Source organism: Enterococcus sp. AZ071, from assembly GCF_050499065.1.
Lineage (GTDB): Bacteria > Bacillota > Bacilli > Lactobacillales > Enterococcaceae > Enterococcus_A > Enterococcus_A ferrettii.
In genome coordinates this window covers 723850-741186 of sequence record NZ_JBIPAS010000002.1, presented here as the reverse complement: position 1 = coordinate 741186, position 17337 = coordinate 723850, and the positions used below count along the sequence as shown (strand labels likewise).

General features: G+C 36.5%; 9 protein-coding genes and 1 pseudogene. 4 read left to right on the top strand and 6 right to left on the bottom strand.

Features of this window, described 5'->3' with window-relative positions; translation table 11 throughout:
- Positions 1-7 precede the first annotated feature (7 nt).
- Both IGI49_RS22050 and IGI49_RS22045 read right to left on the bottom strand, forming a co-directional pair.
- Positions 8-1657 carry a SpaH/EbpB family LPXTG-anchored major pilin gene (locus IGI49_RS22050; protein WP_429965459.1) on the bottom strand — a complete coding sequence of 550 codons (1650 nt, stop codon included), beginning with the start codon at positions 1655-1657 and terminating at the stop codon, positions 8-10.
- Complete coding sequence (locus IGI49_RS22045) at positions 1638-5672, bottom strand: SpaA isopeptide-forming pilin-related protein (protein ID WP_429965460.1); 4035 nt, start codon at positions 5670-5672, stop codon at positions 1638-1640. The genes IGI49_RS22050 and IGI49_RS22045 overlap by 20 nt, the downstream gene beginning before the upstream one ends.
- A gap of 728 nt (positions 5673-6400) precedes the next feature.
- Here IGI49_RS22045 and IGI49_RS22040 point away from each other — a divergent pair.
- Positions 6401-7084: a transposase gene (locus IGI49_RS22040; protein WP_429963056.1), complete on the top strand. Its 684-nt coding sequence runs from the start codon at positions 6401-6403 to the stop codon at positions 7082-7084.
- A gap of 14 nt (positions 7085-7098) precedes the next feature.
- A complete protein-coding gene (locus IGI49_RS22035; protein ID WP_429963057.1) occupies positions 7099-7983 on the top strand; it encodes an IS3 family transposase in 885 nt (294 codons plus the stop codon).
- Between the two features lie 522 nt (positions 7984-8505).
- Here IGI49_RS22035 and IGI49_RS22030 read toward each other — a convergent pair.
- From IGI49_RS22030 to IGI49_RS22015, 4 genes are all read right to left on the bottom strand, one after another.
- Positions 8506-8712 carry a hypothetical protein gene (locus IGI49_RS22030; RefSeq protein ID WP_429965461.1) on the bottom strand — a complete coding sequence of 69 codons (207 nt, stop codon included), beginning with the start codon at positions 8710-8712 and terminating at the stop codon, positions 8506-8508.
- A gap of 1576 nt (positions 8713-10288) precedes the next feature.
- A complete protein-coding gene (locus IGI49_RS22025; protein WP_429965463.1) occupies positions 10289-11908 on the bottom strand; it encodes a glycosyltransferase in 1620 nt (539 codons plus the stop codon).
- On the bottom strand, positions 11865-12032 hold the full coding sequence (locus IGI49_RS22020; protein WP_429965464.1) for a hypothetical protein: 168 nt from the start codon (positions 12030-12032) through the stop codon (positions 11865-11867). Before IGI49_RS22020 ends, IGI49_RS22025 begins: the two co-directional genes overlap by 44 nt.
- A 606-nt stretch (positions 12033-12638) precedes the next feature.
- Positions 12639-15203: a Cna B-type domain-containing protein gene (locus IGI49_RS22015; protein ID WP_429965465.1), complete on the bottom strand. Its 2565-nt coding sequence runs from the start codon at positions 15201-15203 to the stop codon at positions 12639-12641.
- Positions 15204-16195: 992 nt separating this feature from the next.
- Here IGI49_RS22015 and IGI49_RS22010 point away from each other — a divergent pair.
- The gene (locus IGI49_RS22010; protein ID WP_429965466.1) at positions 16196-16825 is read left to right on the top strand and encodes a DUF1361 domain-containing protein; all 630 of its coding nucleotides are present in this window, start codon (positions 16196-16198) and stop codon (positions 16823-16825) included.
- A 15-nt stretch (positions 16826-16840) separates the two neighbouring features.
- A pseudogene (locus IGI49_RS22005) lies at positions 16841-17103 on the top strand (recombinase family protein); the annotation flags it as partial.
- Between the last annotated feature and the right edge of the window lie 234 nt (positions 17104-17337).

The following is a 17337-nucleotide window of genomic DNA, read 5'->3' as shown; positions in this document are numbered from 1 at the left end:
ACCTCCATTACGCAGCTTTTTTCTTATTCATTGTTAACAGAACTGCTAAACCGATCAAAACAATTCCGCCAATCACCATTAGCAACGTACCTGCTCCGCCAGTATTTGGTAGGGTGAATCCACGTTTGTTTTCAATATCCTTTGTTTGTATATGTTGAGTATTGGCATTTTCAAAGGTTACCTCTACTGGTCCGTCTAGCAAGTTGTATTTATCTGGTGCTAAGGTTTCCACTAAATAATACTTGTTGTACGTTTTTGTTCCGCCAGCGTTTTCTGTGTAGGTTTGAAGACCTTCAAAGGATTCAACGTAGAAAGTATCTCCGTCAAGTCCTAACGTCTCACTCTTAATAGCATGCGATGGAATTGCGACCCATTTCTTAGCCGTGTCATATCCTGTTTCGCCAGGAGCAAGAATGTCAATAATTGTATTATTAGCATCTAGGACAACCCGTAAATAATTGCCTGCCTTAGCATCTACTTCAGAAGCTGCTAATTGGAACTGAGCACTTTTGTTAATTGATGTGTCGCCACCAGAATAGGATTTGTTGATCTTTATTTCCCCTGTGTGTATTTCAGAAGGATCGGTCGTAATTTTTCCCGTTTCACTTGAACCATTCTCAAAGTCAATATCGGCTTTATTCTCGATTTTGTTTTCGCCGTCATTTAGAATATTTCCGTTGACTGTCGTTTCAAAGTCAATGGAAATTTTCTCAATCCCAGTAGCTGCAGCTAATTTAGCAATCCCAGCTGTTGTTAACGTAATGACAATCTTTTCTTTATCAGCAGGGGTAGCTGCAGTATGAGCAACAGTATAATCAGCAAGATTATTCAGTGTCACTAAAAGATTAGAACTAGCATCAATTCCTTTTACCACTACACTATGAGCAGGTGTACCAACATAATTCAATCGTTTATCCAGCTCATCGGTTACTACAAATTGCTTATAGTCTGCAAAGTCTGCTGGTACATTAGCCGTGATGGTCCATTTCACCTTGTCACCAACGTTTACCGATGGTTTTTCCGGTTTTTTCTCGGGGTTCAAACCTTGGTTTTTTGGATAGACATGGACATCGTCATTCCAATCTGTGCCGTCAGCAGACGTCATTGGGACTGCTACAATAAAAGGCTTTGCCCCCGAGGTGATTTTCTTGTCTTCATTGCCAGTACCTTGTACTTGATACCCAGTTGAAGCTGCTAAGTTTTCTTCTACATAATAATAGCCAGCAGGTAAATCTGTGTATTTTAGCTCACCATTGGTATCGGTCTTGCCACCTGTAGTAGCTGAAGTTTTCTTAGTCAAATCGTACTTATGCTCAACTGCTCCCTTTGCCACAGTTAATTCATTATTTGTTCTTGTGTACGTCCAACCATCTTTATCCGATGGCGGTGTGGCAGGTGCAAGTGGATTCCCCTTTGGTGTTAACTGATACACATCAAATTGAATTCCAGAAATAGCAGGATTGGTAATTCCTGGGTTCAATTTCTCACCAGTACCCTCGCCCTGTATATCGTTCGCTGTCTCCGCCCAGTGTTTATGAATCGTTAAGTCACCCTTGGTTGGTTTTGCACCTGGTGCAGCAAGCGCCGAAAGCCCCCCACCTAAGATTGTTGCTAAAATGAATAGCATTGTGATTAATTTACTTATTTTTTTTCTCATCTTCTTTCCCCTTCTCACTCATTCGTTTAGATTTCTTTCGGTTCTGTGAAAGAATAATCCCAGAACCCAATAAAACAATACCTAGTACCACTAATGCCATTCTCATATAGCCACCTGCTTTCGGCAGACTATTAATTAAGTAATTCGGCAAATAGTAATTGCCCGCTTCCACTCGGAATGCTGGCGGTAAAGGGTCTCCACGCCCCTTAATCGCTTCAATCTCACCATAAAAATTAATTGTAATAATCCAAGAGCCTAAGGGCAGCTGATAACCAGGGAGCGTCTTTGTTTCTACCAATAAATAATCTCCTTGGACAATATCTTCAAAAGTAACTTTTCCCTTATCGGAATTGCTTTCACTGCTTATTTTTTCAATTGGATTTGTCAAATCCCATTTTGTATTTACTGCTTCCGGATCTTCGCTTCCCGTCTCACCAGCCTCGCCTGCTTTTGGCTTATAGAGTGAGAAATGGACTCCACCTAACGGATTTTGTTGCCCATCTTCCTTGTAAAAACTAGTTGCCTTAACTTTGTTAGTTAAGTACAGATCTTTTTTATCGTCACTGATTTTATGACCAGGACTTTCGGCATCAATACCAGCATTTTCTTGGACGACTTTGTATTTCACGTCAAAAATTTCAAACTGCTGCGTGGTTGGATTCCAACCAGTTTTCACTAACCAATAGCCTTCTGCTAGCTGATATCCGCTGTAGGTACTGGTTTCACGAATGGCATACCAATCAAAATTTTTATTTTCAGAACCACTTAATCCAGTCTTCCCAATGCTCGCAAAGTATCCTTGATTATCGGTCGTCACATTTGAGTCCAGCTTCATCCATTGCGGTGACCAATAATATGGATCACTCTCATTAAAATACCCGCCCGCAGTCCATCGATAAATATCAAACTGAACTTTTTGTTTATCAGACGACGGCATAGGCTCATTACGTTCATTCACTTTGAATAAAGAAATCTCAGGCTTACGATTTTTCAAGATATACTGATTGTTGTTATTGCTGCTAGGTTTTTCAAAATCCGGCTTGTCTACTTCTGTTCCATGCGCCCAACTTGGCATGGAGAACATAGTCTCATCGCTCAATCGGACAACCCAATAAACTTCTCGGTCGCTATTTTGGTCTAATTTATTTTCTGGCAAAACATACCCTGGATAGGTCTCCACCTCTACAATGGCATAATATTTCGCTAACTCTGCAGGATCATTAATCTCAGGAACTCGAATTCTTCCTAATGCATCCGTCGTAACAGTATAGAGTTTGTTCCAATCACCAGGTTTGCTTTTCGGTCCTGTTCCGTCTGGATATGTTACCGGGCGATCTGGTCCAATATACTCATAAATATCAAAAACTACCTTTTTTTCTCGACCTTCTTCATCAAATAGCTGATTACCGTTTGAATCTACAGACGGCATCATATCACCGTTTAATCCTTGCTTATAAAAGGTGAAAGGTACCTCCGCAGCGATAGTATAGTACAACTCTATTATTAATTCGCCATCTGCAGTTACGCGCCCTTCTATCAATCCATGCTCGATGGATAGAACCTCACTATAGTTATAAGAGGTTAATAACTCCAGCAATGGTTCGCCAATAATTTTCTGTCCGATATAACCTGACTTTTCTTCTGTTTTATCCAGCCTGAAATTATCTTTTGCTGTACTTACTTCATTTTTCTGTACATAGTGTTTAACAGTATATTTGGCCTGTGGTAATTTCTTGTTACAGACTGTTACTGTCGGTCCTTTGGAAGTAGCTGAAGGAATTGCAAATTCATCTGATACAACGGCTTCTCCATTCCAGCTAGGAGAGTTTTCTTCATCATAACCAGCTGCAGCCTCGGTCTCGACAAAACGATACGTCCCATCAGCTAAACCTAATGCACTAAAATCAACCTTCACTAATCCATTTGCTATTTTCTCTACCGTGACGCCATTTTCTATTTCATAATAACTGATGCCATCAGTAGTAAAATAAACTACTTCATCACTCTTTTTGACATCCGCCCACTTCGTGCCATTTTTGACTTGCAATTTGAATTTTGCACCATTAATTGGAATGTAACCGTCGTTTGCATCGCGCTCGACATCAAATTTTTGCAGCAATACTTGATTGGCATTCAAGCTGATACTGCCGTAAGGATTTTGTAAATCAGCCTTACCGGTATTCCTTTTCGGCATCGCTTCTGGAGTGGGTCGATTCAAGGTTAACGCACTATGCGTATAAATTTCCGAAGTGTTTTCTATTTCACCAGATGGGGTATCTGGTGGATAACGAATAGCTAGAGAAATATTGTATGATGCACTTGCTCCTTTGATGACATTTGAATCACCATACGTAATGGAGTAATAATTTTCTAATAATTCACGATCCTCTTCAGCGTAGTACCCGAGCTTAATTGAGAAGTCAGCTGCTTGAGCAGCAAATTCAGTAATGTTCACCGATTGATTCGAAATCGGATTCGTAATTGTCCTGCCTGTATATGGACTGGTTGTTAATTCGCTAAGTTTTTGCTGCTGATTATCTGCTTTCTTCAGTGAACCGTAGTGCATCATGACGGTTGATACTCCAGAAGCTTCTTTATAAACACCGTATTGATAAGGTGTACTTTGAATTCTCTGCTTGAATGCTGCCTTCGTTTCACCAGTTCCTTGTGTCAGCAAAGAAAAACCCGTTCCTACCTTGGGTTTAAGGATCGCTTCAGTATCCGAACCCGAGCGATATGTAGGACCACTCCCGTAATCTGCTAAAACAAACGATTGATACCCAGCTACCGAAGATGGATATACTCCCGTTTGCTGATTATAGTTTTCAGGTGTCAAACCAATCGGTATTTGAATATACGCAGCAATTGTCAAAGCGGCCAGCTCAGCACCGGCTGGCAATACATCTTCTACATAACCACCTAATTCACCGCCGCCCTCTTTTCCGATGGGCGCGTCAACATCCGTGTAATGACTTCCCCAAGGATTCCATACATCTCGATCAGGTTTATTTAGATAAAAACCTTGATTCTGGCTTCCTGCACCACCATTTACACTGTAATTTACTTCATCTCCGCCCAATTCAACATTCGCAGCACCATTAAATTGGATTCCCCACTGAATCGTATTGTTGGAAGCTGCTCCTCCAAACTTGTAGGAGAATCCATTCGCAGCATTCAATGGTGTTTTCTCAAAGGTTATTGCTTTTGCTAGTGCATTCCCATCTTTATCCTGTCCAAAGGTTACTTGTTGTGTTCCTTCCTTCATCACATAGTTCATGAATCCTGGAAACTCTAGTTCAGTATCCAAGGTATTAATGTGAAGTTGGTCTACTCCGTCTAAAAATTCGACACGAACAACCTGTTTATCCTTTTCTGTAGAATGTTCAATTCGATAGCGATAAACTGGTTTTGGCCCTTCTTCAGTATCAATCGTGATTGTACTCCAAGCACTTCCCGGCGCATACCAATGTCCACTATTAGAATCTTCAACTTGAGGGATTTCCAAAACAAAATAATCGCCAGGCAACAGGTTTCTCTCTAACTTTTCAGCAACAATAGTCCAAGAGAAGCCAAAGGTATAGGCTTGGTTCGAAGCTGCAGTACTCTTAGGCTCTGCTGTCAATGATTCACGACTGCCATTTTTATCTCTAAATAGTTCCCAGTCGTTTACAACTACTGAACTAAGAATATCTCCTGCAATAGCTTTCCCTTGAAATGTCTGGATTTCCTGCGATGTGGTTGAAGATTCCGTTGTACTTTCCTCTAAAGAAATTGATTCACTTGATCCGTTAGTACTGCTTTCGACGGACGCTTCTTCCACTCTTTCTGTACTGGATAACAACTCATCATACTTGCTCACCTTTTCACTCAAAAGCTCAGAAGAAGGAGTTGTAGTTTCCTGTGATTGACCGAGCGAAAGTGTTGGAACCAAAGTAGAAAACAAGAGAATAACAATAACAAACAAACAAAAAATCTTTTTTTCGTCTTTAAAAAAAGTATTCATCTTTTGTTTCATCCCCTTCTTCCCTTTACTTAGTATGAACATTGAGATTAAATAATTATATCTGGAAAAATTAATTAAAGAAAAATATGTTGCCTTAAAAATAAAATATAACTAAGATTACTCTAAGTTTACTATACAGTTTTCTTCATTTCAATCTTTTAATGTATATTATGCCGAAATACCTTGCACAGATTATGTATATCATAAGTAAATCTATAAACTAATTACTCCACTCAAGAGAAAATGATATATAAAATCAGGATATACTTGACAAGAGAAATAACTTTTAGAACATTTTATTAGGTTTTACGTACCTTCTTATTCGACCGGAATTAAGTGTGCAATTTGAAGGCAAGACAAACTCTCCTGTATAAATAACGCCGCCTGTTTGAACAGTCCTCTATACTATTAGAAAAAAGTAACACTCCTAAACCCGTTGCCGTACTAGATGAATATTTCGTTAATCAAGTGGTTTTGGTACACGTTGGTACGTAGATTTACTTTTTGATATGCTCATGCAAAAAAAACACCTAATTTTGATAGGTGCTGTGGGAATTTCTAAAAGGACAAAGCATAATCGATTGTCACAGAATATATTTCATTTCGCTAGAACTTATCTACCAAAGCACCCATCAAAAGCATTCAAAAAAACAGCCTGAAACAAAAGGCTGATTTATTTTTGATATGCTACCCCTATCTAGGACAAGGAAATAATTAAATCCTAGATAGGGGTATTTGTTATGGGAAAAAGAAGGATGAAGCTGAGTCCAGAAGAACGTCTAAAGATTGTCGAGAGTTATCTTAGACATGAGATCAGTTTGAAGAGAGCCACCAAGGAAGCACAGGTTTCCACAGAAACAATCAAACGATGGTGCAATTTGTATGAAAATGAAGGAGCCGCAGGTTTGGTTGCTTCAAGAAAGAATAACAATTATTCGAAGGATTTGAAGCTGATAGCCGTTCAAGATTACTTTACTGGTGGAGGCAGCCAAGTTTATATCGCCAAAAAGTATGGATTAAGAAGCAAGAGGCAACTACAGGACTGGATCAAGGTTTATAATACTCATAAAGACTTCAAATCAGAAAGTGGTGGAAGTAGAATGAGTCAAACCCGTGAGACCAGTCAAGAGGAACGTCTGAAGATTGTATTAGAGTGTCTAGCCAATAATAAGGATTATGGAGCGATGGCAATCAAGTATCAAGTGTCCTATCAGAACGTCTATAACTGGGTGAAGAAGTATGAACAGCGAGGCTATGACGGGCTTCAAGATCGGCGAGGCCGACGCAAAGCGAAACAAGTCGGCCGAACACCAGAAGAAGAACAAGCAATTGAGCTAGCCAAATTGAAGAGTGAGATTAGACAATTGAGAATGGAAAATGACCTGTTAAAAAAAGTGAGGGAATTGGAGAGGAGGAATCGTTAGGGTAATTTCGAAACGTGGCTGCTTACCAAGCAATCAAATTCTTGCACGAAGAAATGGACTACCCGATAAAACCCTTGTGCGAACTCTTGCGGATAACACGCTCTGCCTATTATCGCTGGTTGAAACATCCAGAGAGTGTACGTGAACAAATCAATCGTCAAATCACAAAAGACATTCGAACAATTCATGAGAAGCATCCAGATATGGGGTATCGTCGAATTAAAGATGAATTGAAGCGGACCTATAAGATAAATGTTAACGATAAACGAGTCTTACGCATCTGTCGTCATGAACAAATCCAATCGAGGATAAAACATCCAGCAAATTGTATTACAAGGCGTGCTTATGCTCCGTACTACAAAGCAAAGAACGTTTTGCGTGGCCAATTTCATGCAGAGGCGCCGAATCAGAAGTGGGTGACAGATGTTTCAGAATTCAAGTATTTTATTGGACCAATAGTCAAAAAACTCTATTTGAGTGCGATTCTAGATCTTTACGATCACCGCATTGTCACGTATGTACTGAGTGACACCAATGATTTGGACTTGGTCTTTGATACGTTTGATCAAGCAGTCGAATTGGAGCCAGAGGCTCATCCAATTTTCCACAGTGATCAAGGGTTTCAATATACCCATGTGAACTTCTTCCGCCGCATCGTAAAAGCCGATATGATTCAGAGTATGTCTCGTGTAGGGAAATGTACTGATAATGGGCCTATGGAAGGTTTCTGGGGAATGCTTAAGCGAGAAAACTATTATGGACGAAAGTTTACCAGTCGCGAAGAACTCGTCACAATGATTACTGACTACATGAAGTACTACAATACTGGACGTTACCAACGAAAATTACAAGTAATGACGCCGATGGAATTTCACAACAATTACTACAAAGCTGCATAAATCACCAAGGTATATTCAAAAAAAAACTACTCATCTATTTTTGATGAGCAGTCCACAAAATTTTTATACTATTTCACTGTCCTATTGACGGGGTGCGCACCATTTATTGAATAGCTTCTTTCCTTTACTAAAAAGTAAATTTTCTAGTGACTCGTTCTTCCATGCGGGGAGAAAACAAAGCATTGACTACCAACGGCTTGCGGAAAACACAAATTTTCCACACACTATTTCGTGGTTTAAGTATCAAAGTACCTAATTTATCATCAAACTACTTCTTTCAGAAGCTTGTACGTACTTTTCCAAACTACTGAACAAACATCTCGTAATTGCTGCAAAATGAAAAGGAATGACTTACTGAAAAAAGTCATTCCATTAATTCCTGTAACTAAAACTGTAAAACTTCAGCAAAGGTATTTTCTTGTAAAACAAAATTCGTAACTGGTAGAATGCATTTTTCTTCAATGCCTTTCCCTTGGCAAATCAACGCATTAAAATTGTGTTACCAACAATTACGATCGATCCTTAGCCCTGTTCTTTCTTCAACTCGTTGATCTTTTTCAGACTCAATCTGGTCACTTGAGCAACTTGTTCTGACGCCATACCCATTTTTAAGAGATTTACTGCAACTTCTAGTTTTCCGATGTCTATTCCTTGATCCAGCCCTTCCTCACGAGCTGTAGCTAATTCGACATTCTTTATTGCCTTGGCCTTATCAATTCTCATGATCATTGCTTTTTCCTCCTTATCTAGCTGATAATAATCAATTTTTTGTTTTGCTTCTTTAATATACTCTGGCGCACTCTCGTCAACTTCACCTGTTTAAAAAAAATTTTGCCATATTCAGCTACAGCTATTACCTTCACTTCGGTTCGCATGATTTTCATTGTGTCGTGGGTTTCGTAATTCTAGCAACACACTAGTCGTTCACCAGTTAGATACTTGGGTCGACAACTGAAAAAACAGCTTCACTATAACTCGCAAATTGTACGTTGTATCCAGTGAGAGAAAAAGCCTTACTCAGGACCGAGTAAGGCTTTCGCGTTTCTAGCATCCGAAATCTTCCATATTCGCAAGTAAATTACAGCATACTTTGTAAAGAAATACATGTTAGTAGCTTTCGAAGCAGGAAGTGTACGACGATGAAACAGCAATCTGTGGTTTGTGATAAGAATTTATAATTGAATTCTCCCTGGTAGTGTTTTTAGACAAACCTATTTTAGTCGAATATTCCTTATGAGTTATTTTTTATGTGTTGCACTTAAATTGAAAATCCAAGTCTATAATTTAACCGCATGGATAGCTTGTTTAAAAAACGAGCTAACCACTTGCTGCAGTTAACGGGAGAAAACTTGTGCTAGCTAAAGATAGGTAGTTTAAACTGTCTTTTTTATGAAATTAATTTTCCATATGATCTATTTGGTAATTGTTAATGAAATACACCGGCGAAGTACATTATCGCTAATCCGATTATAGCAATAATAGTTCCCCAAAATAATTGGTAAAACATGCTTCTATCACCAAAAAAAGCCCTCAAAAGAATAAATTGTTTACCGAATAAAAAAATAGCCATTCCGATTAAAAAAGTGACCATTCCAATGATTCCAAATGTGCTCATCCTATCACCTCAATTCTTATCAACTGGACCAGTTTAACTTTACAAATAAAGATTTTGTCATTTCAGAAATACTTTCTTTGAATCAAAAACTATCCTTTTCTTACTAATCTAAGCTTTGACAAGTCATACTCGACTTCCTGAACATTGCCATTTTTCTTTACGAATCCAAACTTGTAATTATAGGAATAGTTATTTCCTATCAGCATCTGCTGCGAGTTCTTTCTCTGATACTTCATTTGGAATGATAGCGTAAGCAACTTCAGTCTTATACGTTTCTGAGTAATACTTATATCCAAAATGACCTACAGCTATTACTTCTATAACTATTATTCCAATATTTTTTCAGATATCTCGCATCTTATGTAAGCATAGCAAAAATATGTGACTTTACTCATTTATGTATCTAACACTTTTGTTAGATTCTGGATTTCATGTACCTTGCACTATCAAAACCTGTGACCCAACGGTTATGAGTCGTATGCTCTACCAATTAAGTTAAAGATATGTTTAGTCGCCACTCGATGATAGCAAGTGCTTTTCAAGACATACAAAGAAAGTGTACAAAAATTATGTGTTTGTACACTTTCTTTGGACTGTAACTTTGAAATTTCACTGGTTTTATACCCATAAACTTATCAATAAATCCTCTTTTTCTGTACACTTAACGATCTGCAACTATCATTCTAACGATTAACCAATTCCTTCTTCAAATTCTTCAGTATTCATTGATCTATTTTCCTCTTTTTTATCACCTGTATTTTTATCTAACCTCTTTTCTTTACACAAAGAAGTTAGATAAATTCCAGATAGGCTTGGGAGAACAATTAGAATAACTGGCAATAGACTTTTCGTAAACCAAACAGACAAAACCATCAATCCAAGAGAAAATAGAATTTCTTGAATATTGCCATTTATTATTTCTACTAATGAATACTGTCGATTTTCTTTCGGCGTTACAATGAATTTTGGTTTAATCCCAATCCATGCTTTTGTTGCTCCATAAAAACTGATCCAATATAGTGAACCATATAGAAGGAATGCAGAAAATAAGTATCCAATACTTTTAAAGAACGGATAACGTCCTAATAAATAGACCATGTCATTAATTGTGGGCGCGTACAAGAATATGATTGTCGGTGTCATTAGCCATAACGGATATCCTGCACTCACACCCAATAACGGCAGCAGGATTAAATTGATAATCAAAAATAGAAAGAATACTGTAGACATTGGCAAACTAAACGTGAATAGAACCACATCCAATTTTTCAAACCAGCGTAAATTTTTGCTGTAAAATAATTTTTTTGCATAGTTGCTTATAAATTCTAAATTTCCCCCTGTCCATTTCAGGTGCCTCTTTTTAAAGGCAAAGTAATCTACTGGATATTCTTCCTCACATACAATAAAAGTAGAGAACGCTGTAAAATATCCTTTAATTTTAGCTTCTATGGAAAAACACAAATCTTCTGCAACAAGATGCGGAAACCGTTCCACTGATTCAAAGCATTCTTTAGAAATCATTGCTCCATGTCCTAAAAATGACATAAACCCATATCTTTCTTTCATTGCTTGATAGGTTGGCCAATGTGCATCCACTCCTACAGAAAAACGTTCCATGAATTTCGTTCTGTTTCTAGTCGATATATGATTTGCCTGTAACAGTCCTACTTCTGGATAATAGGAAAAGTATTGTAAGGCCTTAGCAATAAAATGTTCTGGAATAATTTCATCACTGTCTAAAATAACAAAAAAATCATAATCCTCACGACCGACTAGATAATTATTCAAGTTACCCGCCTTATACCCCTTACGATTTTCTCTTCTTATCACTTCAATTGAATGAAGTTGAGCAAAATTATCAATTCGTTCTTTGTACTGATTTTCACTGGAATCATCCAGAATAACTGTTTTATAATTTGAATATTTCTGATTCATAGAAGCGAATAAGCTTTCTTCTATAAAATCATTACAAGTGCAGTAAAGCAACAAAACACGCGCATCCTTGTATTTGGGTAGCAACTCTGTTTCCAACACCTTTAGTTCTTGCCTTTGCATTTTTTTATACTTAAACTGATAAAAGAAAATGTAAACGATATCTTTGGTTCCATTCAACCAAAAATATAGAATGAAAATAGTATTTACAATTAAAAGTATAATTGTCCATACAGATACATGCATTGCTCTATTCTGCAGAATTGTATTAATGAAGGCAACTAAACCGAAGGCGCTCAAGGTTCCCCAAACAATCAGTATCCATATATACAGACTACCGTTTTTCTTTATTTCTTTTTTCCCTTTTATTTTTTTCAATTTGCCCAATCCCTTTCAGCGAAAAAACAGAAATTCCAACAATCAACAATCCTAATAAGATCGGAATTTTCATCAAATCTAGAGAATGCAAATCATTTTCAAACAGCGCTGCTAAAAAATCCAACCGTATTCCTCCCCTTTTCGTTATACTACGCAAATAATTTTTTCTGTTTTGTTATCATAAGTTATTTTCTCTTTATTTTCAACAAAAAAATTATTTTCTTCCTATTTTCAACGAAGAAAAAAAGACAGGGACACATGTAAATGACTTCTTGACAATTTTAACAAATAAATATACTACTCTAATAACTGTAAAGACTGTCCCTATAGCTCAGATATTAAAATCTTTCCTGTGTTATAAAAAAAGAGTACATCTATCAAAGTCTGACATATAAAAAAATATATAATTTAAATAAAATATTGTAAAATGATAATAATTGCAAGTTTTAAAGGTCTTTAGCTTATTTTTCACTCAGTGAATTCCCACTCCTTAGGAATTAAGGTGGGATTCTTCAGTGATGAACCGTCCGCCCCTGCATTTTTGTTTTGGACTATTCCAAACTTAAAAGTATATCAACAGCCTATCCTAAACCAAAGCATATATTCTATCGAGCGATTTTTTAAACATTTCGGGATTCTTCATACAACCGTACAAGACAAGAAAGAAAAGGACTAAAAAAAAGAACGGTTAATATCTTTTAGATAATAAACGTTCGTTTTTTATTCCATATTATTTGGCTTTTTTTCTAAAATAAAGATACCCAACGACACTGCAAACTAAGAACGCGCCAATTATAGTTAACCAGGCTGCTTTTTCTTCCCCTGTTTTTGGCAACCATTTTTCGAACTTTTGTATAGTTGAATTTTCTGGTTTTGTTGGTTGGTTTGGTTTGGTAGAATTTACTGGTGTATATGTGTTAGTAATTAGCAAGTTTCCTGTATTTTCCCCAGTGATTGCTGCTGTGTAACCAGTTGGAACACCAATTTCTTTCAAACTGTACTGAATCACTTTTCCAGTTTTATCAGTGATTTTTAAATGTGTCCAAGTATATGTCCAGTTGTCTTTGGCTTTGACTTCCACTGGCTTACCTTGTTCCTTCCCATTAGCATAAAGTTGGATTTTTATACTTTCTGGACGAACCCTAGCTTGATCGTTGCTATCCTCCCAATGCTTGGTCACTGTTCCGCTAACTTCTCCTGGTGAATACGTATTGGTAATGTTGTACCCATCCATACTTACTGTATAATTTTCTACTGCATTTTCAGTCAAAGTATATACAATTTCTTTTCCGTTTTTGAATTTCGGTAAGTTGGAAAAGTTGTACTGCCATCCGTCAGCTTCGGTAATTTCTTTTTCAGCTACTTGTTGCCCGTCCGCTAACAAGTTGACGGTAATCTTGTCCGGACGCTTGCCATCTTGGTTGTCATTGTCTGCCCACGTTTTTGTTCCCTTCACTTCGGTTGATTCTGGTGTATGGATATTGACAATCTTCACATTGCCTTTATCCGAGGCATCCACTGTTGTAATGTAGCCTGGAACGGCACTTTCCTCTACTGTATAGACAATGTCTTGTCCTTTGGCTTTTTGCGGCAAATCATTCCAAGTCGTGGTCCAATTATTCGCTGCATTTAATGTAACAGGATGTCCTTGACTTTCGCCATTTGCTTTTAATTGAACCTGAATACTATTTGGACGTTTGCCGTCTTGATTATTGGCATCTTCCCATTGCTTGGTAACAGAAATACTAGTTTTACCTGGGGTGTAACTGTTGGTGATGTCGAAGCCTTTAATGTCTGTATTATAATCCGCTACTTGATTTTCAGTGACTGTATAGCCGATCTCTTTGCCGTTCTTGAATTTTGGTAAATTTTTAAATTCGTACGCCCAACCATCCGCTTGAGTCACATCTTTGGTAGCAATTTGTTGTCCATCGGCTAATAAATTTACAGTGATCTTATCCGGACGTTTGCCATCTTGGTTATCATTGTCTGCCCAAGTCTTAGTGCCCGATATCTTAATAAACTGTTCACCATTATTAATAGGAGGAATCGTGACAGAAGCTTCGCTCTCATCTTTTTGAGTCTCTCCATTTTCCCCTGCTATTTGAACATTGACCTTGTTCGAAAGCACTTCTCCCACTTCTGGTTGTTTTTCCGGCTTAGTTTCAAAAAATATATAAAAAGATTTTGTTATATCATCTAATCCCAATGGATTGGACGAATTCGACTGAATATCAAGAATTCCATCGTTCACATGATCTATTAAATATTTTGATACCATATAATTATATTCATCATGGTCTGGATTTCTTTCCATAGACCCATCAACTTCTAGTGTAGGTTTAGAAACATCATATGCCAAAATTGATTCCGGAATGATTTTTTGTCCTTTGTCAGAAATATCTTTAAAGATAAAGGGAACCGTATCATTACCTCTTAAATTGAAATTATTGTAGTTAAAATATAATCCCCATAAAGCATTCCCGTCTTCATTTATCCCATACGCTACTTTTTTGATGAATTCATTTTTGGGTATAGTATCTTTAAATCGATGAATTTCAACATATTTGTTATCACTGCTAACTTGATTTTGATATTGAATAGATATGGGTAGTTCTTGTGTTACTTTAGAAGAAGAGAGATTTTCTTTGTATCTAATGTTAATATCTAGCTTTATGTTCTCCGCTAAGGTATCTGTGTTTGCTTTTATGATAAAAGTGCCATCTTTTTTACTATCAGGTATTATTGTATAATCGCCAACAACAAACGGCTGGTCAGAATATGCCCAATCTGAATTGGCCACGGTGAGCTTTACTGTATCTCCCATTTTCATAGCTGGTAAAGTTAAATCCATCGCAACTGTCAACCAATCTGAAGTAGCTACTACGTAATCTTGACCAGAGGGGTAGCTCAAAGATGATGTTATACTCAAACTATTTTCCTCTGCGTTTACCTCAGGCTCTTGTATACTTTTCGTCTGGTTTGGCGCTCGTGTCTGTTGGTTCGTTGATTGAGTAGTTGCTGATGCTTGTTTTTGATCTGTTTGGGTATTTTTCAAAGTATCAGATTTACTAGTCGTTACTTCCTCACTTTTTTTCAGAGGATTTTCTTGTTGATCAGCCTTTTCTTTTGTGATTCCCGTACTTTTAGCTGCTTCTGCTGGCTGCATACTTTCTGACTGTGTTGCTTGTGTACCACTACTATCATTTGTCTCTGCCAACACCGTTAACGGTGCTGCTAAAAAGGAAGTCATCATCAAAAATATGCTCAGATAAGTCGTTAGTTTATTTTTCATTTACTTCGTTCTCCTTAGTTAATTTATCTCTAAGTTTATCCACTTGTTCTTCACAATTATATCAAAACAGCTAGTGGAAGAAGTACTCACATTCATTGATTTAGTTTATTTTTAATTATAGAAAGTTTTTTTCGATTAATTTCCTTAGTAAAAAATGCCAGTAAAATAAAAGAGTATAGGTGGACTGCCTATACTCACACTTTAATCCTCGAAAGGATCAAAACACATAACTACTTATAACATTACTCAACTTACTTTGGATATATCTATTTCCTATACTCACATAAAAAGAGAATCCTGCCCGATTTATTCATGAATTAGTTGGGACTCTTCCGTTCATGGAAGATTGGATGTAAAAAGTGAGCGATTACCAAAAATCTAATCACACAAAATTCAATAAATTAACACTATAATTGATTCATTCCAGATCACTGCTATTCTTTTTTATTATGATGTAACAGCAGGGTTCTGCCAGTTTTGTACGGTTAGTATTCTTTATAAATGTTTCATAAAAATTTAGATCATTATTTGGTCTATCACGTTACTTTTCTTGTCCCTAATTCTACTTCCCTATATACTTTAGTTATCATAAGTTTAGGGAGGTTTTCTTAGCATGAGAAACTATTTAGTTATGCTCGAGTTTCAACTTTTGAACGAAATTTAGATTTTCAAATTGATTCGTTGAATCACAGAGGTGCTCAATTAATCTACACTGAAACAGCATCCGGCTCATAACCAGCCGTGTGCAGATCCGAATTTTCAAGGTACGTAAAATCTAGAATTTAATAAAAGGGTTAGATAAAAAACGGATATGGAGTGTAACTATTGGTAACGCTTTTATTATTTTCAAGAATCCTATTCTATCACTTTTTCTTTTGGACCAATCAGTGCTACTTTCAGCTGTGTACTAATCACTATTTTAAAAAGCCTGTTTATATTAAAACAATGACATAAGATATATCAAAATGAATTCAGTTTTTTAAAGGAGAACTATGAATAACCTAAAGAACATCAGAATCCTATTTAGCATCTACATTATTGCTCTTATCCCATTTTATGTGTATGATTTACCCATTCATTTTTTACTGATTGACTCTTTACTAGCCTACTTACCATTAGAAATTTATTCTTACATGAAAGGTAGATTTCAAAAAAAAAGAACCACACTATTCTTCATCTTTTATATTCTGTTTATTCCTAACAATGCTTATTTATTAACAGATTTAGTTCACTTGAATCGCATCAATTTTTATACTTCGTCCAATCTAGTTATGTCAGAGAATGTTTTAATTTGGATGATGTTTGTCTTAGCAGTAGGCGGAATTTTAAGCCTATATATTTTAGGGGTACAAAGTGAACAAGCTATTCTAAGATTATTATCGGAAAAATATTCACTTACACGAAATAAAAATCTGACAATACTCTTTATCCTGTTCTTTTTGATTAGTATTGGTGTTTTTTTGGGACGTTTTTTAAGATTTAATAGTGTGAATGTTTTAAACCATCCAGTATCAATATTGCAGGCTGTTCCTACAATTTTTCGTTTGGACTCCATGGCATTTATTTTACTATTTACTATTTTGCAGACTATTTTATTTTTCGTTTTATCTTCAAGAGAATGAATGCTGATACTGAATGTATTCACTGATCCTATGAGTGGGGTAAAAATTACAAGATTTAGTTTAGAAACAACGATTGATTTTGTTCGCTCAGGAGATACCTCGGTTGTTTGGCGATTGGATCGACTAGGAAGAAAAATGGAAGATTTAATTTCGATTCTAAATAGAGTGAACGAATGTGAGGTTACTTTCCATAGTCTACAAGAAAATATTCCGATGGATGAATCTAGTTCTACTGGTCAATTGATGCCTTACTGTTCGCAGCTTTTGCAGAATTTGAACATAAATTTTAGAACGATCTGCAGTTGATCCTGCAACAGAACCTTTTTGATCTTTTTTTCATTTGCGTCTAACTACTCTCCAAGATTCTTTTTTTATGTAAGTTTTGAAATGGTATCAAACTAGAAAGAAGAATACTAAGAGTACACTCTCAAGAGATCAGATCAAATAATGAGTTGAAAATACGATATAAAACTAACAGAAGATATTAAGATTATACCTACGATAAACAAGCG